We start from the raw sequence: 22395 nt of genomic DNA on the forward strand, positions 1-22395 counted from the left end.
CCGTATCCGGGAGAGGTAATTGAGCATGGTTGGCAGGAACATTCTGATCGTCGACGACGAAGCGCCTATCCGCGAGATGATCGCCGTTGCATTGGAAATGGCCGGCTATGACTGCCTGGAGGCGGAAAACTCTCAGCAGGCCCACGCCATCATCGTCGACCGCAAACCCGACCTGATCCTGCTCGACTGGATGCTGCCGGGCACCTCCGGCATCGAGCTGGCCCGCCGTCTCAAGCGCGACGAGCTTACCGGCGATATCCCGATCATCATGCTCACCGCCAAGGGCGAAGAGGACAACAAGATCCAGGGCCTGGAAGTCGGCGCCGACGACTACATCACCAAGCCGTTCTCGCCGCGCGAGCTGGTGGCGCGGCTCAAGGCTGTGCTGCGCCGTACCGGGCCGAGCGACAGCGAAGCACCGATCGAAGTGGGCGGTCTGCTGCTCGACCCGATCAGCCATCGCGTGACCATCGATGGCAAGCCAGCCGAGATGGGCCCCACCGAGTACCGCCTGCTGCAATTCTTCATGACCCACCAGGAGCGCGCCTACACCCGCGGCCAATTGCTCGACCAGGTCTGGGGCGGCAACGTCTACGTCGAGGAGCGCACCGTCGATGTGCACATCCGTCGCCTGCGCAAGGCGTTGGGTGAGGCCTATGAAAATCTGGTACAAACCGTCCGCGGCACGGGCTACCGCTTCTCGACCAAGAGCTAGGAGAAGCAGCTGCGCACTTTCGGCCTCAAGCTGCAAGAAGAAGCAGACAGCGACAGGCTGGAAAATGGACTTAAAGCATTACCGATTCGCTTCTTCTTGCAGCTTCTAGCTTGCGACTTGTAGCTGATCCGAAGGATCTGTGAATTGAACCAGAACTGGCACGCGACCCTGATTCGCCACATGCTGCTGCTGATCACCCTCTGCCTGATCGGCGGCCTGATCAGCGGCTACTATGGCTGGAGCCTGGCCATCGGCCTGGCGTTCTACCTGGGCTGGACGCTCAAGCAACTGCTGCGTCTGCACGACTGGCTGCGCAACCACCAGCCCGACGAAGCTCCCCCCGATGGCTACGGCCTGTGGGGCGAGGTGTTCGACAGCATCTACCACCTGCAACGCCGCGACCAACGCGTGCGAGGCCGTCTGCAGGCAGTCATCGACCGGGTCCAGGAGTCCACCGCCGCACTGCGCGACGCGGTGATCATGCTCGACAGCGAAGGCAACCTGGAATGGTGGAACCGCGCCGCCGAGACGCTGCTGGGCTTCAAGACCCCACAGGACGGCGGCCAGCCGGTGACCAACCTGGTGCGCCACCCGCGCTTCAAGGAGTACTTCGAGTCCGAGAACTACGCCGAGCCGCTGGAAATCCCATCGCCGATCAACGACCGCCTGCGCGTCCAACTGCACCTGACCCGTTACGGCAACAACGAGCACTTGATGCTGGTGCGCGATGTCACGCGCATTCATCAGCTCGAACAGATGCGCAAGGACTTCGTCGCCAACGTCTCCCACGAGCTGCGCACACCGCTGACAGTAATCACCGGCTACCTCGAAACCCTGCTGGACAACGTCGAGGACGTCAACCCGCGCTGGAGCCGCGCCCTGCAACAGATGAGCACGCAAGGCTCGCGCATGCAGACGCTGCTCAACGACCTGCTGCTGCTGGCCAAGCTCGAAGCCACCGACTATCCCTCGGATAACCAACCGGTCGCGGTCGACACGCTACTTGGCGCCATCACGAACGACGCCCAGGCGCTGTCGGGCCCACGCAACCAGCGCATCACCCTGGAGGCGATGCCCGGCATCCGCCTGAAAGGCAGCGAATCGGAGCTGCGTAGCGCGTTTTCCAACCTGGTGTTCAACGCGGTCAAGTACACCCAGGACGAAGGCAATATCCGCATCCGCTGGTGGGCGGATGAACAGGGCGCCCACCTGAGCGTGCAGGACTCTGGCGTCGGCATCGATGCCAAGCATCTGCCACGCCTGACCGAGCGCTTCTACCGGGTCGACTCCAGCCGTGCGTCCAATACCGGCGGCACCGGGCTGGGATTGGCGATCGTCAAGCACGTGCTAATGCGCCATCGCGGCAAGCTCGAGATCAGCAGCGTGCCCGGGCATGGCAGCACCTTCACCTGTCATTTTGCGCCCGCACAGTTGGCCACGACCCGCGTATGACGCCTCGGGGGCACGCCCCCCTTTGCTTTTACGGCCCCAGCCGCTACATTGGATCCCCTGTGCCAGCAATCGCTGGCACTTTTTTTCCCCTTATTTCACCGACGGACCCTGTAAAAACTCCATCATGGACCCTTCCCCTGGTATCAGCCTCACCTCGTTGTTCGCCGACTTCGGCATGATTCTTTTCGCCTTGTTCCTGGTGCTGCTCAACGGCTTCTTCGTAGCCGCCGAGTTCGCCATGGTCAAGCTGCGTGCCACGCGCGTCGAAGCCATCGCCGAGTTGCACGGCTGGCGCGGCAGCATCCTGCGCAAGGTACACAACCAACTCGATGCCTACCTGTCGGCGTGCCAGCTGGGCATCACCCTGGCCTCGCTGGGCCTGGGCTGGGTAGGTGAACCGGCTTTCGCCCACCTGCTCGAACCCCTGCTGGCCTACTTCGGCGTCGACAGCCCCGAGCTGATCAAGGCTGTCTCGTTCTTCGTCGCGTTCTTCGTGATCTCCTACCTGCACATCGTTGTCGGCGAGCTGGCGCCCAAATCCTGGGCAATCCGCAAACCCGAGCTGCTGTCGCTGTGGACCGCCGTGCCGCTGTACCTGTTCTACTGGGCGATGTACCCGGCGATCTACCTGCTCAATGCCAGCGCCAACACCATTCTGCGCATCGCCGGCCAAGGCGAGCCCGGCCCGCACCACGAGCACCACTACAGCCGTGAAGAACTCAAGCTGATCCTGCACTCCAGCCGTGGCCAGGACCCAAGCGATCAAGGCATGCGCGTACTGGCCTCGGCGGTCGAGATGGGCGAGCTGGAAGTGGTCGACTGGGCCAACTCCCGCGAAGACATGGTGTGCATCGACGCCAACGCGCCGCTCAAGCAGATCCTCGCGCTGTTGCGCCGGCACAAGTTCAGCCGCTACCCGGTGTACGACGCCGAGCGCGAGGAGTTCACCGGCCTGCTGCACATCAAGGACCTACTGCTGGAGCTGGCCGAGCTGGACCACCTGCCCGAAACCATCGACCTGCAGGACATGGCCCGCCCGCTGGAGCGAGTGTCCCGGCACATGCCGCTGTCCCAATTGCTGGAGCAGTTCCGCAAGGGCGGCGCGCACTTCGTACTGGTGGAGGAAGCCGACGGCAAGGTCATCGGCTATCTGACCATGGAAGATGTGCTGGAAGTGCTGGTAGGTGATATCCAGGACGAGCACCGCAAGACCGAGCGCGGCATCCTCGCCTATCAGCCCGGCAAGCTGCTGGTACGCGGCGACACCCCGCTGTTCAAGGTCGAGCGCCTGCTGGGCATCGACCTGGACCACATCGAGGCGGAAACCCTCGCCGGGCTGGTCTACGAGACGCTCAAACGCGTACCTGAGGAAGAAGAAGTGCTGGAAGTCGAAGGCCTGCGCATCATCATCAAGAAGATGAAAGGACCGAAGATCGTGCTAGCCAAGGTACTCAAGCTGGATTGATCGGTCAGAAGCCACGTTTCCCTGTAGGAGATCACCCAGCCCTTTGGGCTGCGCTGTCGCGCAGAGAACTGATTTCGCAAGCGCTCCGCGTACCCTGTGGGAGCGGGCTTGTGCCGCGATGGGCTGCGCAGCAGCCCCGGCGATTGTGCAGGCTGCCAATACTTGGGGCTGCTACGCAGCCCATCGCGGCACAAGCCCGCTCCTACAGTGGATCGTGAAACGACCTTCAGGGGTTACCTGCGGTGAAATCCGGCATCCCGCCAATCGGCCGATCGAATTGGTACGGGATCGACTCCAAGCCCATCCCCACGTTGCGCTGTACCACAAAATGCAGGTGCGGCCCGGTGCTGTTGCCGGTATTGCCTGACTTGGCCAGCGCTTGGCCCACCGCCACCTGCTGCCCCTCCCTGACCACCACCGACCCACGCATCAGATGCAAATACACCCCCATGGTGCCGTCTGGGTGCAGGATACGCACGAAGTTACCCGAGGGGTTGGAGCCCCGACCGCTTTGGCCGTTCTCGATCTTGACCACCACCCCGCCCCTGGCGGCGATGATCGGCGTACCTTCGGGCATGGCGATATCGATGGCGTAGCGGCCCTTGGGCCCGAAATGGCTGACACGCCCGTTAGGTCCCTGACTGATACGAAACGGCCCCCCCTTCCACGGAAACGGATAGCGGTAGCCCTGGCTGCGTTGCACCGGATCGCCCATGGCGTACTGGAAGCGGCTGTTGTACTTCAGCGCTCCCCCTGGCCCGGCGAGTATCGCGCTGAGGACCTGCGTCGAACGTGGCGGCACCACCCGCCGCACGAGGCGCGGGGCATTACCGCCAAAAGCATTGGCCAAACCATCCAGACGCAGCTCGACCTCCATCGGGACGTACAGCTCATTACGGGCGAGGAAGCGCACGCCACCGGGGAACGGTTCAGTCTTGAGCACCACTTGGCGGTCGATGCGCTCGACCATCGGCTCCTGGAGCACGAACGGCTTGGCCCCCGGACTCGGCCAGTCGGAGTAAGACACCACGCCATTGTTGTCGGTGGTCTTGTAGAGGGTGATGCCCAGGCTCGAGGCAGAAGCCGTGAGCAACGCGCAGAACAGCAGCAGGCGGGCGGCGGGCATGATGATGGCCATTTGACAGATTGGGTCTGTCGTAGACTAGCAGCCGGATTTGAAGGAGGAATTGCAGTTGGTCGGGAGAGCCGATGGCGCTGCGAACTGCATCCCTGTGGGAGCGGGTTCACCCGCGAATGCGTCGATGGGCTTCACATCGCATTCGCGGGTGAACCCGCTCCCACAGGGCCAGGTGCACATGATCGAGATCAAGCGCCTGGCGTGAAGTGTTTCTGGGTAGTGCCGCGGGCGATCAGGCGCGACAGATAGTCGAGCTTCTGGGCATCCTGGTCGACGAACTTGAAGGTCAGTTGCAGCCAGTCGCTTTCAGGCTTGGGCTCGAGTGCGGCAACCGCGTGCAGGTAACCATTCAGGCGCGCGACTTCGGCGTTCTCACCCTGCTCCAGGTCCAGTACCGCACCTTCGAGCACCTGTGGCAGGTTGGCGCTACGACGCACCACCAGCAGGGCTTCTTTGAGGCTCAGGGCCTTGATCACACAGGCTTGCGGGCCACTGGCCAGACGCAACTGACCCTGGCCACGACCGGCCTGGGCAGCGGCGGCAGCGCTTTTCGGCGTGGGTGCATTGATCAGTGGCTTGCCCGGCGCAGGTGCCGCTGCGGCAGGCGCGGCCACCTTGGCGGCCTCGGTACGGCCACCGGTCAGCGCACTGAGCGAGTCGTTGGCGAACGCCGAATTGGCCTTCGGCGCACCGGCCATGAGGGTGTCGAGCTTGCCGATCTTGGTCAGGGATTTCTTCACCTTAGTCAGCAGTTGCTCGTTGGTGAACGGCTTACCGACGAAATCGGAAACACCCGCCTGGATCGCCTGGATCACGTTCTCCTTGTCACCACGGCTGGTCACCATGATGAACTGCATGGCTTTCATTTCTTCCTGCTGACGGCACCAGGTCAGCAGTTCGAGGCCCGACATCTCGGGCATCTCCCAGTCGCACAGGACCAGGTCGAAACGTTCCTTGACGAGCATGGCCATGGCCTTGCGACCGTTGACCGCATCCTCGATAACCATGCCTGGGAAGGCATTTCGCAGGCACTTCCTTACCAGATCGCGGATGAACGGCGCATCGTCCACGACCAGCACATTGACTTTACTCATCGATACTCCTCTTGAATCCCGACTAGCATACCGCCGACTGATGGCAATTTGCCAAACCACTGGTCACGCCGGGACTTCTACGATCGTTCGCGGGTGCCTGCTGGGTGCTCGACCACAAACGAAAACGCCCGGCCAAAGCCGGGCGTGATGCTCGGGAGCAATCTTATTTATCGTCCGGTTCAGCCGGAACATTAGCGATTTCACCTTCATCGAAGGCTTCGCCCTGAACCTCGGCCTTCATGCGCTTGAGGCCCATGTGCCGCACGTCGGTGCCGCGCACCAGGTAGATCACCAGCTCCGAGATGTTACGCGCATGGTCGCCGATGCGCTCCAGCGAACGCAGCGCCCAGATCACGCTCAGTACACGGGAGATCGAACGCGGATCTTCCATCATGTAGGTGACCAGTTCACGCAGGGCCGTCTTGTACTCGCGGTCGATAGTCTTGTCGTACTGGGCCACCGACAGGGCCAGGTCAGCGTCGAAGCGGGCAAACGCGTCCAACGCGTCGCGCACCATGTTGCGCACCTGGTCACCGATGTGACGCACCTCGACGTAGCCACGCGGCGATTCACCCTCTTCGCACAGCTGGATGGCACGGCGGGCGATCTTGGTGGACTCGTCACCGATGCGCTCAAGGTCGATCACCGACTTGGAAATGCTGATGATCAGGCGCAGGTCGGAGGCAGCCGGCTGACGGCGGGCGAGGATGCGCACGCATTCCTCGTCGATGTTGCGCTCCATCTGGTTGATCTGCTCATCGACCTCGCGCACCTGCTGCGCCAGCCCCGAATCGGCCTCGATCAGCGCGGTGACCGCGTCGTTGACCTGCTTCTCGACCAGGCCGCCCATTGCCAGCAGGTGGCTGCGGACTTCTTCGAGCTCGGCGTTGAACTGCTGGGAAATGTGGTGGGTAAGGCTTTCTTTATTAATCATGCGTTCGCTCCGCGAAGCTACGAGCTGAAAGCTGCAAGCTTCATGTGATTCGTGTCTTTCCCTGGCTTTCGCTAACCGCTCTTTCTTGCAGCTTGCAGCTGCGCCAACCGCGCCCTAGCCATAGCGACCGGTGATGTAGTCTTCGGTCTGCTTCTTCGCCGGGTTGGTGAACAGAGTATCGGTGTCCCCGAACTCGATCAGTTTGCCCATGTACATGAACGCGGTGTAGTCCGAAACGCGGGCCGCCTGCTGCATGTTGTGGGTCACGATGACGATGGTGTACTTGGACTTGAGCTCATAGATCAGTTCCTCGACCTTCAGGGTCGAGATCGGGTCCAGTGCCGAGCACGGTTCGTCGAGCAGCAGTACCTCAGGCTCCACGGCGATGGTACGGGCGATGACCAGACGCTGCTGCTGACCACCGGACAAACCCAGTGCCGAGTCGTGCAGACGGTCCTTGACCTCGTCCCACAGCGCCGCGCCCTTGAGCGCCCACTCCACTGCTTCGTCGAGGGTGCGCTTCTTGTTGATGCCCTGGATGCGCAGGCCGTAGACCACGTTCTCGTAGATGGTCTTGGGGAACGGGTTAGGCTTCTGGAACACCATGCCCACCCGGCGACGCAGTTCGGCCACATCCTCGCCCTTGCGGTAGATGTTATTGCCGTACAGGTTGATGGCACCTTCCACACGGCAGCCGTCGACCAAGTCGTTCATGCGGTTGAAGGTCCGCAGCAGCGTGGACTTACCGCAGCCGGACGGGCCGATGAAGGCGGTCACGCGCTGCTTGGGGATGTTCATGCTGACGTCGAACAGCGCTTGCTTGTCGCCATAGAACAGGGACAGACCAGGGACTTCGATGGCCACGGTCTCTTCGGCCAGGCGCAGGCTCTGCTTGTCGCGGCCCAGGGCCGACATGTCGATGCCGTGGGTATGAGCTTCGTGTTGCATGTTCTCACTCCATTTGAAGCTGCAAGCTTCACGCTGCTAGCTGCAAGTTTGGACAAAGCGGCAATCTGCTTGAAGCTTGCCGCTTGTGGCTTAAGGCTTAAATTAGCTGTCGAGGGCCTTGTACTTCTCGCGCAGGTGGTTACGGATCCACACCGCCGAGAGGTTGAGGGTGGCGATCACCATCACCAGCAGCAGCGCGGTGGCGTACACCAGCGGCCGCGCGGCCTCGACGTTGGGGCTCTGGAAGCCGACGTCGTAGATGTGGAAGCCCAGGTGCATGATCTTCTGGTCCAGGTGCAGGTACGGGTAGTTGCCATCCACCGGCAGCGACGGCGCCAGTTTCACCACACCTACCAGCATCAGCGGCGCCACTTCGCCCGCGGCGCGAGCCACGGCGAGGATCATGCCGGTCATCATCGCCGGGCTGGCCATTGGCAGGACGATCTTCCACAGCGTCTCGGCCTTGGTCGCCCCCAGGGCAAGCGAGCCTTCGCGCACGGTACGCGGAATCCGCGCCAGACCTTCCTCGGTGGCCACGATCACCACCGGCACCGCCAGCAGTGCGAGGGTCAGCGAGGCCCACAGCAGGCCAGGCGTACCGAGGGTCGGTGCCGGCAGCGATTCGGGGAAGAACAAGCGGTCGATCGAGCCCCCCAGCACATAGACGAAGAAGCCCAGGCCGAACACGCCGTAGACGATCGCCGGAACACCGGCCAGGTTGTTCACGGCGATACGGATCAGGCGGGTCACCGGGCCCTGCTTGGCGTATTCACGCAGGTAGACTGCCGCCAGGACGCCAAACGGGGTGACGATCACGGCCATGATCAGGGTCATCATCACGGTGCCGAAGATCGCCGGGAAGATCCCGCCCTCGGTGTTGGCCTCACGCGGGTCATCGCTGAGGAATTCCCACACCTTGGTGAAATAGGCGCCCATCTTGGTCAGGCCGGACATGGCATTCGGCTGGATCGCGTGGACCACCTTGCTCAGGTTGATCTCGACTTCCCGGCCATTGGCATCGCGGGCTACCAGGCTGTCGCGGGCGAAGGCTTGGTGCAGACCCGTCAGGCGCTCCTCGATGGCCTTGTAGCGGTTGTTCAGCTCGGCGCGCTCGGCATCCATGTCGGCCTGGGCGGCGGCGTCCAACTTGCCGTCCAGTTCCAGCTTGCGGCTGTGCAGGCGCAGACGCTCCAAGCCATGGTTGATGGCGCCGATGTCTTTCTTCTCAAGCTTGACCAGTTGATCGTTAAGCTCGCTGGCGCGCTTGAGACGGGCTTGCAGCTCGCTCCAGGCCTCAGGGCCCTGGGCGACCACACGACCGTCTTCCTTCACGCTCACCAGGAAACCGTAGAAGTTGCCCCACTCGCGGCGCTCCAGGGCGATCAGTTCGGCGGGCTTTTGCTGGTCCACCAGCCATTCGCCGACCACCCAGGTGAAGTCGCTGCCGTTGAGGTCGCGGTTACCCACCTTGATCAGCTCACGGGTCATGAACTCCGGGCCTTGGTCAGGCACCGGCAAACCGGCACCCTTGAGGCGTTCGCGCGGGACTTCTTCCTTCTGTACCACTTCACCGATGACGATGTGATCGGCCTGGCCCGGCACCTTGTAGGTGGCCTGGACCAGATCGGCGGGCCAGAAGTGGCCCAGGCCGCGCACGGCGATCACCGCCAGCAGGCCAACGGTCATGATGACCGCCATGGCCACCGCGCCACCGCTGATCCAGACGCCAGGGGCGCCGCTCTTGAACCAGCCTTTGAGGGAATCCTTTTTCACGGATCTCTACCTTTCTATCAAAGCGACGAGTATTTCTTGCGCAGGCGCTGGCGAATCAGCTCGGCCAAGGTGTTCATCACGAAGGTGAACATCAGCAGCACGAGGGCGGCGAGGAACAGCACACGATAGTGGCTACCGCCGACTTCCGATTCAGGCATTTCCACGGCCACGTTGGCGGCCAGGGTGCGCATGCCCTCGAACAGGTTCAGTTCCATCACCGGGGTGTTGCCGGTGGCCATGAGCACGATCATGGTTTCGCCCACCGCACGGCCCATGCCGATCATCAGCGCCGAGAAGATACCCGGGCTGGCGGTGAGGATGACCACGCGGGTCAGGGTCTGCCAAGGCGTGGCGCCCAGCGCCAGCGAGCCCAGGGTGAGGCTGCGCGGCACGCTGAACACGGCGTCTTCGGCGATGGAGTAGATGTTCGGGATGACCGCGAAGCCCATGGCGATACCGACTACCAGGGCGTTGCGCTGGTCGTAGGTGATGCCTAAGTCGTTGGTGATCCACAAGCGCATGTCGCCGCCGAAGAACCAACTTTCGAGGAACGGGCTCATGGACAGCGCGAACCAACCGATCGCCAGGATCACCGGGATCAGGATCGCCGCTTCCCAGCCATCCGGAATACGCAGGCGGATCGACTCCGGCAGGCGGCTCCAGGCAAAGCCTGCCACCAGGATGCCCACCGGCAGGATCAGCAGCAGGCTGAATACGCCGGGCAGGTGGCCTTCAAGGTACGGCGCCAGGAACAGGCCGGCGAAGAAGCCGAGGATCACCGTCGGCATCGCTTCCATCAGCTCGATCACCGGCTTGACCTTGCGGCGCATACCCGGGGCCATGAAGTAAGCGGTGTAGATGGCGGCGGCGATGGCCAGCGGGGCCGCCAGGATCATCGCGTAGAACGCGGCCTTGAGCGTACCGAAGGTCAGCGGCGAAAGGCTCAGCTTGGGTTCGAAGTCGGTGTTCGAGGCGGTTGACTGCCACACGTACTTGGGCTCGTCGTAGTTCTCGTACCAGACCTTGCCCCACAGCGCACTGAAGGAGATTTCCGGGTGCGGGTTACGCAGGCTCAGCGGCAGCAGCTTGCTGCCTTGCTCGATGAAGATGCGGTTGGCGCGCGGCGACAGGGCCAGCACGCCGGCGCCTTCGGCGACGGGCTCGACCAGCAAGGTGCGATGCGCGGTGCTGTGGAACACACCCAGCTTGCCTTCGCTGTCCAGGGCGATGAAGCCCTTGCGGCGCTCTTCGGCGTCGATCTGCACCACCGGGGCCTTGCCCAGCTGGAAACTGCGGATCAGCTTCAGGCGCGACTCACCATCCGGGTCACGCGCCATGAACCACTGGCTCAGGCCGCCCTTGGAGTCACCGAAGATCAGCGAGATGCCGCCAACCAGCTGGGCGGTGGCGGTGATTTCGGCGTTGCCGTCTTCGAGCAGCTTGTAGCGACCGTTGAGGCTCTTGTCGCGCAAGCTGAACACGTCAGCGGTGGCACGCCCGTTGACCACGTACAACCACTGCTGGCGTGGGTCGACGAAGATGTTCTTCACCGCCTCGGTCATCTGCGGCAGCTCGATGCGATTCTGCTCGGTGGTCACTTCACCGGTCATCATGTTCTCGGTGCGCGACAGTTGGACCACCTGCAGGTGCGAACCGGTGGAGCCAGCCAGCAGCAGGGTGTCACCATTGACGTTGACGCTCACGTGCTCCAGCGCGCGGCCTTCATCGTCGAGGGTGAACGGGTCCTGACCATAGGGGTAGTCGATACCGGCCTCGATGGTCTTCTTGTTGTCCGGGTAGGTGATCTTGTAGGTGTGATGGAACACGATCGCCTGGCCGTTGGACAGCCCCAGAACCACCAGCGGGCTGCCCGGCTGGTCGGTGCTGATGGAACTGACCTGGGTACCGGCAGGCAGCGGCAGGTCGACGCGCTTAAGCGCGTTGCCGGTCTTGGTGTCGAAGAACAGAGCCTGGCCCTTGTCGGAGACACGCATGCCCACCAGGTTCTGCTCTTCAAGGGCGATCATCAGCGGCTTGCCGGCATCCTGTTGCAGCCAGGCAGGCTCCAGGGCCTTCTTGCTGGTCAATTCGGCGCCCTGGAACAGCGGCAGCACCACGTAGGCCAGGTAGAAGAAGATCAGCGTGATCGCAGCCAGCACGGCCAGCCCGCCCACCAGAACATACCAGCGGGTCAGGCGATCCTTGAGGGCGCGCATGCGGCGCTTGCGTTGCAACTCTGGCGTATTGAAATCAATACGCACCGGCGGAGAATTTTGGGTCATTGTGGAGTTGGCCAGATCATTCATGCGCACACCCTAGCGGTCCCGTATGACAAAAACATGACAGTGCAGTGACGCAACAAAGCCCGACGCTCAGGACCCCTGGCCTCGGACTGACGAATTCATGGAAAGAGGCCGGTGCATGTGCGGCCGGCCTCTTCCGATTACTGCCTAGTTACTTCTTTGCAACGTTGCCAGCGTGGGACAGGCCCAGGTCAGCCAGGGTCTTGTCGACCACTTTGGCAGGCAGCGGGATGTAGCCGTCTTTCACGACAACCTGCTGGCCAGCTTGCGACAGGACCAGCTTGACGAACTCAGCTTCCAGCGGGGCCAGCGGCTTGTTCGGCGCCTTGTTGACGTAGACGTACAGGAAGCGCGACAGCGGGTAGGTGCCGTTCAGGGCGTTGGCTTCGTTGTCTTCGATGAACTCGCCGCCTTCTTTCTTGGCCAGGGCGACCGTCTTGACCGAAGCGGTCTTGTAGCCGATACCCGAGTAGCCGATGCCGTTCAGCGAGGAGCTGATCGACTGCACGACCGAAGCCGAACCTGGCTGTTCGTTGACGTTAGGCTTGAAGTCGCCTTTGCACAGGGCTTCTTCCTTGAAGTAGCCGTAGGTGCCCGATACCGAGTTACGGCCAAACAGCTGGATTGGCTTGTTTGCCAGGTCGCCCTTCACGCCGACATCACCCCAGGTCTTGACGTCAGCCTTGCCACCGCACAGGCGGGTGGAGGAGAAGATGGCGTCAACCTGAGCCATGGTCAGGCCTTTGATCGGGTTGTCCTTGTGCACGAAGACTGCCAGGGCATCGACGGCCACCGGGATGGCGGTCGGCTTGTAGCCGTACTTCTGCTCGAAGGCCTGCAGCTCGACGTCCTTCATCTTGCGGCTCATCGGGCCCAGGTTGGCGGTGCCTTCGGTCAGGGCGGGTGGCGCGGTGGACGAGCCAGCAGCCTGAATCTGGATGTTTACGTTCGGATATTCCTTCTTGTAGGCCTCAGCCCACAGAGTCATCAGGTTCGCGAGGGTGTCGGAACCGACGCTGGAGAGGTTGCCCGATACGCCAGTGGTCTTGGTGTAGGTCGGGATGGCAGGGTCGACAGCGGCGACCGCATTGGCGGCAGCGACGCCAGCGGCGGCAAAGGTCAGGGCCGCCATCAAACGCTTCAGTTTCATGCCTTGCTCCTAGCAGGAATATCGTAGGGGTTGTGATGGATCGGGCCCAAGTATCTGCAGGCCGCATGAACACCATATGACTTCAATGTGACAATTGGATGAAAGGCCATCACCGATGATCGGGGATGGCCTTTGCGGCATGTTTCAGGCGGGTGTGGCGTGCTGAACATCAGGGAAATCAGAGCGGGCCGAGTCGGTCAGAAAATGAAAAGCCGCCGCAGGCAGAACCGGCGGCGGCTGGAAGATGAAGGTCGCGGGGCAAGCCCGCGTCTATGTCGCTAGCGCTTCTTGGCGAGCAGGTAGCAGCCGATCAACAGCCCCACCGCACACAAGCACGCCACGTAATACGCCGGAGCCATCGGGCTGACCTTGAGCAGGCCGGTGACCACCATCGGGGTCAGGCCGCCGAAGATCGCGTAGGCCAGGTTGTAGGAGAACGACAGGCCGCTGAAACGCACCACCGGCGGGAAGGCCTTGACCATCACATACGGCACTGCGCCGATCACCCCAACGCACAAGCCGGTGATGGCGTACAGCGGGAACAGCAGGTCCGGGCGAGTCGGCAGGCTGTGGTAGAAGGCCCAGGAGCTGGCCAGCAGCATCAGGCTGCCGATCACGAATACCCGGCCTGCGCCGAAGCGGTCGGCCAGGCTGCCGGCGCCGATGCAGCCCACGCTCAGCAGCACGATCGCCAGGCTGTTGGCCTTGAGCGAGTCGGTGGGGCTGATGTGGTAGAGGCTCTGCAGCAGCGCCGGGGTCATCAGGATGACCACCACGATGCCGGCCGACAGCAGCCAGGTCAGCAGCATCGACAGGATCACCGCACCACGGTGATCACGCAGCACCGCGCGCAGCGGCAGCTCTTCGGCCAACGCCTTGCGCTCCTGCATTTCGGCGAACACCGGGGTTTCGTGCAGCCAGCGGCGCAGGTACACCGAAAACAGGCCGAAGATACCGCCCATCAGGAACGGAATACGCCAGGCGTAATCGGCGACTTGTTCGGGGGTGTACAGCGTATTGATCAGCGTGGCCACCAGCGAGCCGAGCAGGATGCCCGAGGTCAGGCCAGCAGTCAGGGTGCCGCAGGCATAGCCGGTGTTGCGCGCCGGCACGTGCTCGGAGACGAACACCCAGGCGCCTGGCACCTCACCGCCAATCGCCGCGCCCTGGATCACACGCATCAGCAGCAGCAGGACCGGCGCCCACAGGCCGATTTGCGCATACGTCGGCAGCAAGCCCATCACCAGGGTCGGCAGGGCCATCATGAAAATGCTCAGGGTGAACATTTTCTTGCGTCCGAGCAGGTCGCCGAAGTGGGCCATGACGATACCGCCCAAGGGGCGCGCCAGGTAGCCAGCGGCGAAGATGCCGAAGGTCTGCATCAGGCGCAGCCATTCGGGCATATCGGCGGGGAAGAACAGCTTGCCCACCACGGTGGCGAAGAACACGAAGATGATGAAGTCGTAGAACTCCAGCGCACCACCCAGGGCGGACAGTGAAAGGGTCTTGTAGTCACGGCGGGTCAGCGGCCGGGGCGGCTGCTCGATACTGCTCGGCACGGAGGTCATCGACGTTCTCTTGTTGGTCTACAGGCCGCTTGGCGCGCGGCTTCTGGAATATAGGAGGCGCTGAAGATAACAAATTGCCCAGCACTGCCGATAGCCATACCAAATCCGTACGGATATTCATGAATGCGCGGTCGTCGCTGGCTGTGAGGGTCTATATACTGACCGCTCGTAGGAAACGGTTGCTTTTATTGCGGGAGGTTGTGCGAAAACGTAAGACAGTTACTGTCAGACTGTTTCGCAGAGTCTCCCTTTGGCCGCCCAAACCGTTGTCAGTGTCCGGCTGACGGGTTTTCACGGCGTCCACCATTGCGCCACCAACGAAGCGTCACGGGTCAGAGGCCCCTCGGCATGATTGAGCTCGAACAAGAAGATCCTATCCCGCAGGGCGACCTGGCCTTGCAGATCACCGCGCTGCCGCGCGAAACCAACGGCTTTGGCGACATCTTCGGCGGTTGGCTGGTCGCCCAGATGGACCTGGCAGGTACCGCCATGGCCAGCCGTGTCGCTGGCGGACGCGTGGCCACCGTGGCCATCGACCGCATGGCCTTCCTGGTGCCGGTGGCCGTGGGCGCACAGCTGTCGTTCTACACCCAGACCCTGGAGATTGGCCGCAGCTCGATCCAGATGATGGTAGAAGTGTGGAGCGACGATCCGCTGTCCAGCGAATGGCGCAAGGTGACCGAAGCGGTATTCGTATTCGTTGCCATCGACGGCAGCGGCCGCACCCGCTCGGTGCCTCGTCGCTGAGCCAGGCGAGCGGTAAACTCATTGCACGTCATCGGGTCCAACGGCCCACAGGCATTCAATGAGACGAGCGCAATGGCTAACTTCAAGGTCGAATCCGAGCAACATGGCGAACTCAACTGCTGGCGCATCAGCAGCGCGCACGCCGAACTCCTGATCGCCCAGCAGGGCGCGCAGATCCTCAGCTATCAGCGGGTGGGCGAGCCACCGCTGTTATGGCTGAGCGACCAGGCCATCTTCCGCCAGGGCACCTCGGTACGTGCCGGTGTACCGGTGTGCTGGCCCTGGTTTGGCAATCTGCAGCGCAACCCGCAAAGCGTACAGGCCATGTACCACGCCGAGCAGGCGCCAGCCCATGGCCTTGCGCGTAACCGTGACTGGCAGTTGCTGAGGGCCGAGGAACAGGACGCGAAGCTGCACATCGAATTCGCCTTGCCCAGCGCGCAGGGAGATCTGCCGGGCTGGCCGCACAACGTCGAGCTGAAGCTCACGATCGTGCTGGGTGACGAACTTGCGCTGAGCCTAACCAGCCACAACCTCGGCCAGCAGCCAGTCACCATCAGCCAGGCTCTGCACAGCTACTTTGCGGTGAGCGACGTACGCCAGGCGCAGGTCGAGGGGGTCGAAGGCCTCGGGTACATCGAAACCCTGGCCGACTGGGAACAGCGCCAGCAATCAGGCGCACTGACGTTCAGCGGCGAAACCGACCGCATCTACCGGGCCACCCCGCAGCGCCTGAGCATCATCGACCCACACTGGAACCGGCGCATCACCCTGACCAGCAGCGGCTCACGCTCGGCGGTGATCTGGAACCCTTGGACCGAACGCGCCAAGGCGTTGCCGGACATGGCCGACGATGGCTGGCAGCGCATGCTGTGCATCGAGACCGCGAATGTGTGGGACGACGTGGTGGAACTCAAACCTGGGGCAAGCCATACCCTGGGGCTCAGCATCGGTTGTGAAACCCTCTGAATCTTGCCTCGTGGTAGCGGCCTGTGCGTGGGCTTGCCCGCGAACAGGCCGGTACGGGCGGTCAAAGATCGGCGTCTTCAACAACCCTCACCTGCCCCGCATCCAGCGCATAGGCCGCATCGGCCAGGTCATTGCTGACTTTCTCGATCTTCAGCGTGCCGGTGACCCACAGCGGCGTGTAGATATCGTCAAGCTTCAGTCCCTTCGGATAGCGCACCAGCACCAATTGGTTCGGCGGCGGCGGCGGCACGTGGATACAGGCCCCCGGATACGGTACGAGGAAGAACAGCGTGCTGTTGCCCTTGGCATCGTTTTCCAGCGGCACAGGGTAGCCACCCAGGCGAATCTGCTTGCCATTCATGGCCGCCACGGTCTTGGTCGAATACATCACCGCAGGCAAGCCCTTGGCCTGCTTCATCCCGCCTTTTGCGGTGAAGGTACCCATGGCTTCCGGGGAGTTGTGGTCGATTTCGGGCATTTGCTCGAGGGCTTTCTGGTCCGACTTGGGCATCAGTTCCAGCCAGTCGGTTTCAGGCAGTTCGGCGTGGGCCAGGGTGCTGGCGAACAACAGTGGGATCAGAAATAACGCGCGCATGGCAGTGCTCGGCAACTCGCAATTGAATTGCCGGGCATTCTAGCCTGTGTTCAGTTCTTCTTGATGAAGCCGTAGATCACCAGCAACACGATGGCGCCTACCAAGGCCCCGAAAAAGCCTGCTGCCTGTCCGGCCTGGTAGATACCCAGCGCTTGCCCGCCATAGGTGGCGACCAGGGAGCCAGCGATGCCGAGGAGGATGGTCATGATCCAGCCCATGCTGTCGTCGCCTGGTTTGAGGAAGCGCGCCAGCAGGCCGACGATCAAGCCGATGAAGATGGTTCCAATGATGCCCATGGCTATCCCTCTGAAGTGAAGATGGAACACGCCAAAGCCTAGACAGCGCTCTGGCGTGTTGCCATTTCAGAGGGGCAAAGCCCGCCGGAAGTTCGATCAGCCGGCGATCAACGCCTCTACGTCAACGATCTTGGCCTTCAGCGTGGCCATGTCCTGACAGCGCAGGGTGGCATGCCCGACCTTGCGCCCGGCCTTGAAGGCCTTGCCGTAGTGGTGCAGGTGGCAGCCCTCGATGGCCACGACCTTGTCCACTGCCGGCACTTCGCCGATGAAGTTGAGCATGGCGCTCTCGCCGACCTTGGCCGTCGAGCCCAGCGGCAGGCCGGCGACGGCACGCAGATGGTTCTCGAACTGGCTGCACTCGGCACCTTCGATGGTCCAGTGCCCGGAATTGTGCACACGCGGTGCAATCTCGTTGGCCTTCAGGCCACCGTCCACCTCGAAAAACTCGAACGCCATCACGCCGACATAGTCCAGCTTCTGCAGCACGCGACCGACGTAGTCTTCGGCCAGGCCTTGCAGCGGGTGCGCGTCACTGGCCACCGACAGGCGCAGGATGCCGCTGTCGTGGGTGTTATGGACCAGCGGGTAGAAGCGGGTTTCGCCATCGCGGGCGCGCACGGCCACCAGCGAGACCTCGCCGGTGAACGGCACGAAGCCTTCCAGCAAGCACGGCACGCTACCCAGTTCGGCGAAGGTGCCGACCACGTCTTCAGGCGTGCGCAGTACTTTCTGGCCCTTGCCGTCGTAGCCCAGGGTACGGGTCTTGAGGACGGCCGGCAGACCGATGCTGGCTACTGCGGCGTCTAGGTCGGCCTGGGAAAGGATGTCGGCGAACGCCGGCGTCGGAATGCCCAGGTCACGGAACATGCTCTTTTCGAACAGGCGGTCGCGGGCAATGCGCAGGGCTTCGGCGCTCGGGTAGACCGGCACGAACTGCGAGAGGAAGGCGACCGTTTCTGCCGGCACGCTCTCGAACTCGAAGGTGACCAGGTCGACTTCGTCGGCCAACTGACGCAGGTGATCCTGGTCGCCGTAGTCGGCGCGCAGGTGCTCGCCCAGCGGTGCGGCGCAGGCATCCGGGGCCGGGTCGAGGAAGGCGAAGTTCATGCCCAGCGGGGTGCCCGCCAAGGCCAGCATGCGGCCCAGCTGGCCACCACCGATTACACCGATCTTCATGTCGTGAGCCTCAAGCCTGGCGCGGATCTGGGTTGTCCAGCACGGTGTCGGTCTGCTCCGTGCGGAACTGCTTGAGCGCCGCGTGGAACTGTGGATGCTTGGCTCCCAGGATGCTGGCCGACAGCAGCGCGGCATTGACCGCACCCGCACGGCCAATGGCCAGGGTAGCCACCGGCACGCCAGCGGGCATCTGCACGATAGACAGCAGCGAATCGACACCCGACAGCATGGACGATTGCACCGGTACGCCCAGCACCGGCAGGTGGGTCTTGGCGGCGCACATGCCTGGCAGGTGGGCAGCGCCACCGGCACCGGCGATGATCACCTCGATGCCACGGCCTTCGGCCTCCTCGGCGTACTGGAACAGCAGGTCCGGGGTGCGGTGAGCGGAAACCACCTTCACTTCGTAAGGGATGCCGAGTTTTTCCAGCATATCGGCGGTGTGGCTAAGGGTGGACCAATCGGACTTGGAGCCCATGATCACGCCAACCAGTGCACTCATCGTCGAGCCTCTCTTGCAAGCGCCTTCTGGCGCGCTAAAAGCAACAAGCCACGCAGGTGGGCCAGCGTGGCTTGTCATACGGATTCTGAATCGGCCAGGTCGACCGAAGGCGGGGGATTGTAGCGTATTTGCAACGACGTCGCCCACCCCTGCAAGCACAGGTCAGATCAAAGGGCAAGCTGTCTCGCGGGACAAGTTTTCCGACTGCCGGGCACCAGGCCTGCGCATGAATATCGAGCCTCCCTGTTCCTGCCCTGTGGAGGCACCATGAAAAAAAACTACCTGCTCTCGATCCTGTTCGGTTTGTCGCTGTGCCTGCAACTGCCTAGCGCCAGTGCCGCCCGTTCGCTGGTGGTGACCGTCTACCTGCACGATGACCTCAGTGACATAGCCGATGCTCAACTGCACCACGATTATTTCCAGCATTGGCTGGATGAAATGCATACGTTTACCAAACATCCAGTCGAGCTGATCTTTCGGCGCAACGTACCCGGAATCACCGATATTGCCTACCACGGCCTTCCATCGACCGAGATTCTTCAAGCATTCACCCGCGAGATCGGCGACTTGATCTCGAATCGGATCTTCTCGTTCATGGACAAGCACTTGCTGATGACGCGCGACAGTTACGATCACAGCGGCCTGAACTACAAGGCAGGTCTGGCCTACATGAAAGGAACCACTGCAATAGCCTCGATAGCCACCTACTCGGCCCCTGCTCACGAAATAGGCCATATGCTCTCAGCCACTCATGAGGACGCGGAGCTGAAGTTCAACGGGTGGATCTGCGAAACCTACACCCATCCGCGTATCCCGGCGCGTTCCCACTGTTATCGGTATAGCGATCAGAATCGCGCCAACATCAGCGAATACCTCAAATACAACTCACACTGAAGGCTCCCCAAACGAACCGGCCGATTCGAGCTTGCGCCACAACGCGCGGACGTTGGCTTTGCGCACCAGCGCGCAGCGATACAAGCGAATTTCCAGTGGCACATGCCACTGGCTGGGACCGCAGATCACCAATTCGCCGCGCTCCAGCTCGCCGCGCATCGACAGCCTTGGCACCCAGGCGATACCCATGCCTTCCAGCGCCATGCTCTTGAGACTGTCGGCCATGGCCGTTTCATACACCGTGGTATAGCGCAGGTTGCGCTGGCGCAGCAGCAGATTGACCGAACGGCCAAGGAAGGCCCCTGCACTGTACGCTAGCAGCGGCACACTGCCCTCGCCTTCGAGGTCGAACAGCGGCTTGCCGTCGGCGTCCACCGCGCATACCGGCAACATCTCGGTGTTTCCCATGTGCAGCGACGGGAAGATCTCGGCGTCCATCTGCAAGGCCGCATCAGGGTCGTAGAAGGCCAGCATCAAGTCGCAGCCCCCTTCGCGCAACGCGTGCACGGCATCCCCGACGTTAGTCGCCACCAGGCGCGTGGCAATGTTCAAACCCTCGTTGCGCAACTGCGCCACCCAACGGGGGAAAAAGCCCGACGCCAGCGAATGCGCGGCAGCCACCTGGATGACCTCGCCTTGACCACCTTCAAGATGATGCAAATGGCGGAGAATTTCGCTCAACTGGTCGACAACGGTACGCGCAGTGACCAAAAAAAGCTGCCCAGCCTCGGTCAGCTCGATGGGCGTGCGGGACCGATTCACCAGGGTCAGCCCCAAGGCTGCCTCCAGGCTGCGGATACGTCTGCTGAAAGCCGGCTGGGTGACGAAACGGCGCTCGGCGGCCTGGGAAAAACTGCGGGTGGAGGCCAGGGCACTGAAGTCCTCCAGCCATTTGCTTTCGAGGTTCATCGATTACTCCGCAACGCGTGCACCAAAATGGAACACGCTCGTTTATCAATTGACGTCACATCAAACCGTATGCCGTTTGTGCATAGGTTAGCGTGCAACAGCATTGGCCGCAAAATCGGCTTCAGGCCTAGGATTGGCGCCATTCCGGCATGTGCCGGGCCAAAATCGAGATGATATCTATCATGTCCTCCGCTGCATCGTTCCGCGTCGAAAAAGACCTGCTTGGCACCCTCGAAGTCCCTGCCGATGCCTACTACGGCATCCAGACCCTGCGCGCTGCCAACAACTTCCACCTCTCCGGTGTGCCGCTGTCGCACTACCCCAAGCTGGTCGTGGCCCTGGCCATGGTCAAGCAGGCTGCTGCCGACGCCAACCGTGAGCTGGGCCACCTGAGCGATGCCAAGCACGCTGCCATCAGCGCCGCCTGTGCCCGACTGATCAAGGGCGACTTCCATGACCAGTTCGTGGTGGACATGATCCAAGGGGGTGCCGGCACCTCCACCAACATGAACGCGAACGAAGTCATCGCCAACGTCGCGCTTGAGGTCATGGGTCACCAGAAGGGTGAATACCAGCACCTGCACCCGAACAACGACGTGAACATGGCGCAGTCGACCAACGACGCCTACCCGACCGCGATCCGTCTGGGTCTGCTGCTGGGCCACGACGCCCTGCTGGCCAGCCTCGACAGCCTGATCCAGGCCTTCGCCGCCAAAGGTAAGGAGTTCGACCACGTCCTGAAGATGGGCCGCACCCAGCTGCAGGACGCCGTACCGATGACCCTGGGCCAGGAATTCCGTGCCTTCGCCACGACCATGACCGAAGACCTGCAGCGCCTGCGCTCGCTGGCCCCGGAACTGCTGACCGAAATCAACCTGGGCGGCACCGCAATCGGCACCGGCATCAACGCCGACCCTGGCTACCAGACCCTTGCCGTGCAACGCCTGGCTGCCATCAGCGGCCAGCCGCTGGTGCCTGCCGCCGACCTGATCGAAGCCACCTCCGACATGGGCGCCTTCGTGCTGTTCTCCGGCATGCTCAAGCGCACTGCGGTCAAGCTGTCGAAGATCTGCAACGACTTGCGCCTGCTGTCCAGCGGCCCACGTACCGGCATCAACGAGATCAACCTGCCAGCACGCCAGCCAGGCAGCTCGATCATGCCAGGCAAGGTCAACCCGGTGATCCCGGAGGCCGTCAACCAAGTGGCCTTCGCCATCATGGGCAACGACCTGGCCCTGACCGTCGCCGCCGAAGGTGGCCAACTGCAGCTGAACGTGATGGAGCCGCTGATCGCCTACAAGATCTTCGACTCGATCCGCCTGCTCCAGCGCGCCATGGACATGCTGCGCGAGCACTGCATCGTCGGCATCACTGCCAACGAACAGCGCTGCCGTGAACTGGTCGAGCACTCGATCGGCCTGGTCACCGCCCTGAACCCGTACATCGGCTACGAAAACGCCACCCGTATCGCCCGCGTCGCCCTGGAAACCGGTCGCGGCGTGCTGGAACTGGTGCGCGAGGAACAGCTGCTGGACGAAGCGATGCTCAACGACATCCTGCGCCCGGAAAACATGATCGCTCCACGTCTGGTTCCGCTGAAGGCGTAACCCGATAGCTGCACACCGTCTCACCAGGTCGAGGGACTAGACACCTCTCAACCTTTCAAGGGCCCGAGCGCACGCTGCGGGCCCTTTTTTTATGGTCGCGCGCGCCTCACGTCCCGGCACACAACTTGCTCCATAATGTCCCTCAGCCCAACGGGAT

20 protein-coding genes are annotated in these 22395 nt (G+C 62.4%); 7 read left to right on the forward strand and 13 right to left on the reverse strand.

The genetic code is table 11. The features are described 5' to 3' along the window. Nucleotides 1-25 precede the first annotated feature (25 nt). The 3 genes from phoB to FEM01_RS17330 all read left to right on the forward strand — a co-directional run bounded on the left by phoB (nt 26) and on the right by FEM01_RS17330 (nt 3632). Nucleotides 26-715: a phosphate regulon transcriptional regulator PhoB gene (gene phoB / locus FEM01_RS17320; RefSeq protein ID WP_003253341.1), complete on the forward strand. Its 690-nt coding sequence runs from the start codon at nt 26-28 to the stop codon at nt 713-715. Nucleotides 716-895: 180 nt separating this feature from the next. Continuing rightward, nucleotides 896-2167: a phosphate regulon sensor histidine kinase PhoR gene (phoR, locus tag FEM01_RS17325; protein ID WP_240791770.1), complete on the forward strand. Its 1272-nt coding sequence runs from the start codon at nt 896-898 to the stop codon at nt 2165-2167. A 124-nt stretch (nt 2168-2291) separates the two neighbouring features. After that, nucleotides 2292-3632 carry a hemolysin family protein gene (locus FEM01_RS17330; RefSeq protein WP_138220708.1) on the forward strand — a complete coding sequence of 447 codons (1341 nt, stop codon included), beginning with the start codon at nt 2292-2294 and terminating at the stop codon, nt 3630-3632. A gap of 226 nt (nt 3633-3858) precedes the next feature. Here the strand turns inward: FEM01_RS17330 and FEM01_RS17335 are convergent, their stop codons facing one another. The 8 genes from FEM01_RS17335 to FEM01_RS17370 form a co-directional block, all read right to left on the reverse strand. Beyond that, on the reverse strand, nt 3859-4758 hold the full coding sequence (locus FEM01_RS17335) for a peptidoglycan DD-metalloendopeptidase family protein (RefSeq protein WP_138220709.1): 900 nt from the start codon (nt 4756-4758) through the stop codon (nt 3859-3861). Between the two features lie 200 nt (nt 4759-4958). Beyond that, complete coding sequence (locus FEM01_RS17340) at nt 4959-5864, reverse strand: response regulator (RefSeq protein WP_138220710.1); 906 nt, start codon at nt 5862-5864, stop codon at nt 4959-4961. 163 nt (nt 5865-6027) lie between these two features. Then, nucleotides 6028-6798 carry a phosphate signaling complex protein PhoU gene (gene phoU / locus FEM01_RS17345; RefSeq protein ID WP_023630537.1) on the reverse strand — a complete coding sequence of 257 codons (771 nt, stop codon included), beginning with the start codon at nt 6796-6798 and terminating at the stop codon, nt 6028-6030. A gap of 114 nt (nt 6799-6912) precedes the next feature. Beyond that, the gene (pstB, locus tag FEM01_RS17350) at nt 6913-7746 is read right to left on the reverse strand and encodes a phosphate ABC transporter ATP-binding protein PstB (protein ID WP_138220711.1); all 834 of its coding nucleotides are present in this window, start codon (nt 7744-7746) and stop codon (nt 6913-6915) included. Between the two features lie 102 nt (nt 7747-7848). Beyond that, entirely contained in the window at nt 7849-9519 is a 1671-nt protein-coding gene (gene pstA / locus FEM01_RS17355; RefSeq protein WP_138220712.1) for a phosphate ABC transporter permease PstA, read from the reverse strand. A gap of 17 nt (nt 9520-9536) precedes the next feature. Beyond that, nucleotides 9537-11825, reverse strand: coding sequence for an ABC transporter permease subunit (locus FEM01_RS17360; RefSeq protein ID WP_138220713.1), 2289 nt, complete (start codon nt 11823-11825; stop codon nt 9537-9539). Nucleotides 11826-11973: 148 nt separating this feature from the next. Then, on the reverse strand, nt 11974-12972 hold the full coding sequence (locus tag FEM01_RS17365; protein ID WP_138220714.1) for a phosphate ABC transporter substrate-binding protein PstS: 999 nt from the start codon (nt 12970-12972) through the stop codon (nt 11974-11976). 278 nt (nt 12973-13250) lie between these two features. Then, nucleotides 13251-14540 (reverse strand): MFS transporter, encoded by a 1290-nt coding sequence (locus FEM01_RS17370; protein WP_138220715.1) that lies wholly within the window; start codon nt 14538-14540, stop codon nt 13251-13253. Between the two features lie 348 nt (nt 14541-14888). Here FEM01_RS17370 and FEM01_RS17375 point away from each other — a divergent pair, with 348 nt between their 5' ends. Both FEM01_RS17375 and FEM01_RS17380 read left to right on the forward strand, forming a co-directional pair. After that, nucleotides 14889-15287, forward strand: a complete 399-nt coding sequence (locus FEM01_RS17375) for an acyl-CoA thioesterase (RefSeq protein ID WP_003253317.1) — start codon at nt 14889-14891, stop codon at nt 15285-15287. A 72-nt stretch (nt 15288-15359) separates the two neighbouring features. Further along, the gene (locus tag FEM01_RS17380) at nt 15360-16256 is read left to right on the forward strand and encodes a D-hexose-6-phosphate mutarotase (RefSeq protein WP_138220716.1); all 897 of its coding nucleotides are present in this window, start codon (nt 15360-15362) and stop codon (nt 16254-16256) included. 61 nt (nt 16257-16317) lie between these two features. Here FEM01_RS17380 and FEM01_RS17385 read toward each other — a convergent pair whose 3' ends face one another. From FEM01_RS17385 to purE, 4 genes are all read right to left on the reverse strand, one after another. Continuing rightward, entirely contained in the window at nt 16318-16851 is a 534-nt protein-coding gene (locus FEM01_RS17385; protein ID WP_171030986.1) for a DUF3299 domain-containing protein, read from the reverse strand. Nucleotides 16852-16901: 50 nt separating this feature from the next. Then, the gene (locus FEM01_RS17390; protein ID WP_138220718.1) at nt 16902-17147 is read right to left on the reverse strand and encodes a GlsB/YeaQ/YmgE family stress response membrane protein; all 246 of its coding nucleotides are present in this window, start codon (nt 17145-17147) and stop codon (nt 16902-16904) included. Nucleotides 17148-17243: 96 nt separating this feature from the next. Next, nucleotides 17244-18326: a 5-(carboxyamino)imidazole ribonucleotide synthase gene (locus FEM01_RS17395; RefSeq protein ID WP_138220719.1), complete on the reverse strand. Its 1083-nt coding sequence runs from the start codon at nt 18324-18326 to the stop codon at nt 17244-17246. Nucleotides 18327-18336: 10 nt separating this feature from the next. After that, entirely contained in the window at nt 18337-18828 is a 492-nt protein-coding gene (purE, locus tag FEM01_RS17400; RefSeq protein WP_038411454.1) for a 5-(carboxyamino)imidazole ribonucleotide mutase, read from the reverse strand. Nucleotides 18829-19095: 267 nt separating this feature from the next. Here purE and FEM01_RS17405 point away from each other — a divergent pair, with 267 nt between their 5' ends. Continuing rightward, nucleotides 19096-19722 carry a hypothetical protein gene (locus FEM01_RS17405; RefSeq protein WP_138220720.1) on the forward strand — a complete coding sequence of 209 codons (627 nt, stop codon included), beginning with the start codon at nt 19096-19098 and terminating at the stop codon, nt 19720-19722. Here the strand turns inward: FEM01_RS17405 and FEM01_RS17410 are convergent. Beyond that, entirely contained in the window at nt 19714-20631 is a 918-nt protein-coding gene (locus FEM01_RS17410) for a LysR substrate-binding domain-containing protein (protein ID WP_138220721.1), read from the reverse strand. The two genes, FEM01_RS17405 and FEM01_RS17410, sit on opposite strands and share 9 nt — an antisense overlap. A 182-nt stretch (nt 20632-20813) precedes the next feature. On the opposite strand from FEM01_RS17410, the gene aspA reads away from it, so the two are divergent. Beyond that, nucleotides 20814-22238 (forward strand): aspartate ammonia-lyase, encoded by a 1425-nt coding sequence (gene aspA / locus FEM01_RS17415; protein WP_138220722.1) that lies wholly within the window; start codon nt 20814-20816, stop codon nt 22236-22238. Nucleotides 22239-22395 lie beyond the last annotated feature (157 nt).

The sequence above is a fragment of the Pseudomonas mosselii genome, from assembly GCF_005796105.1.
In the GTDB taxonomy this organism is placed as follows: domain Bacteria; phylum Pseudomonadota; class Gammaproteobacteria; order Pseudomonadales; family Pseudomonadaceae; genus Aquipseudomonas; species Aquipseudomonas mosselii_C.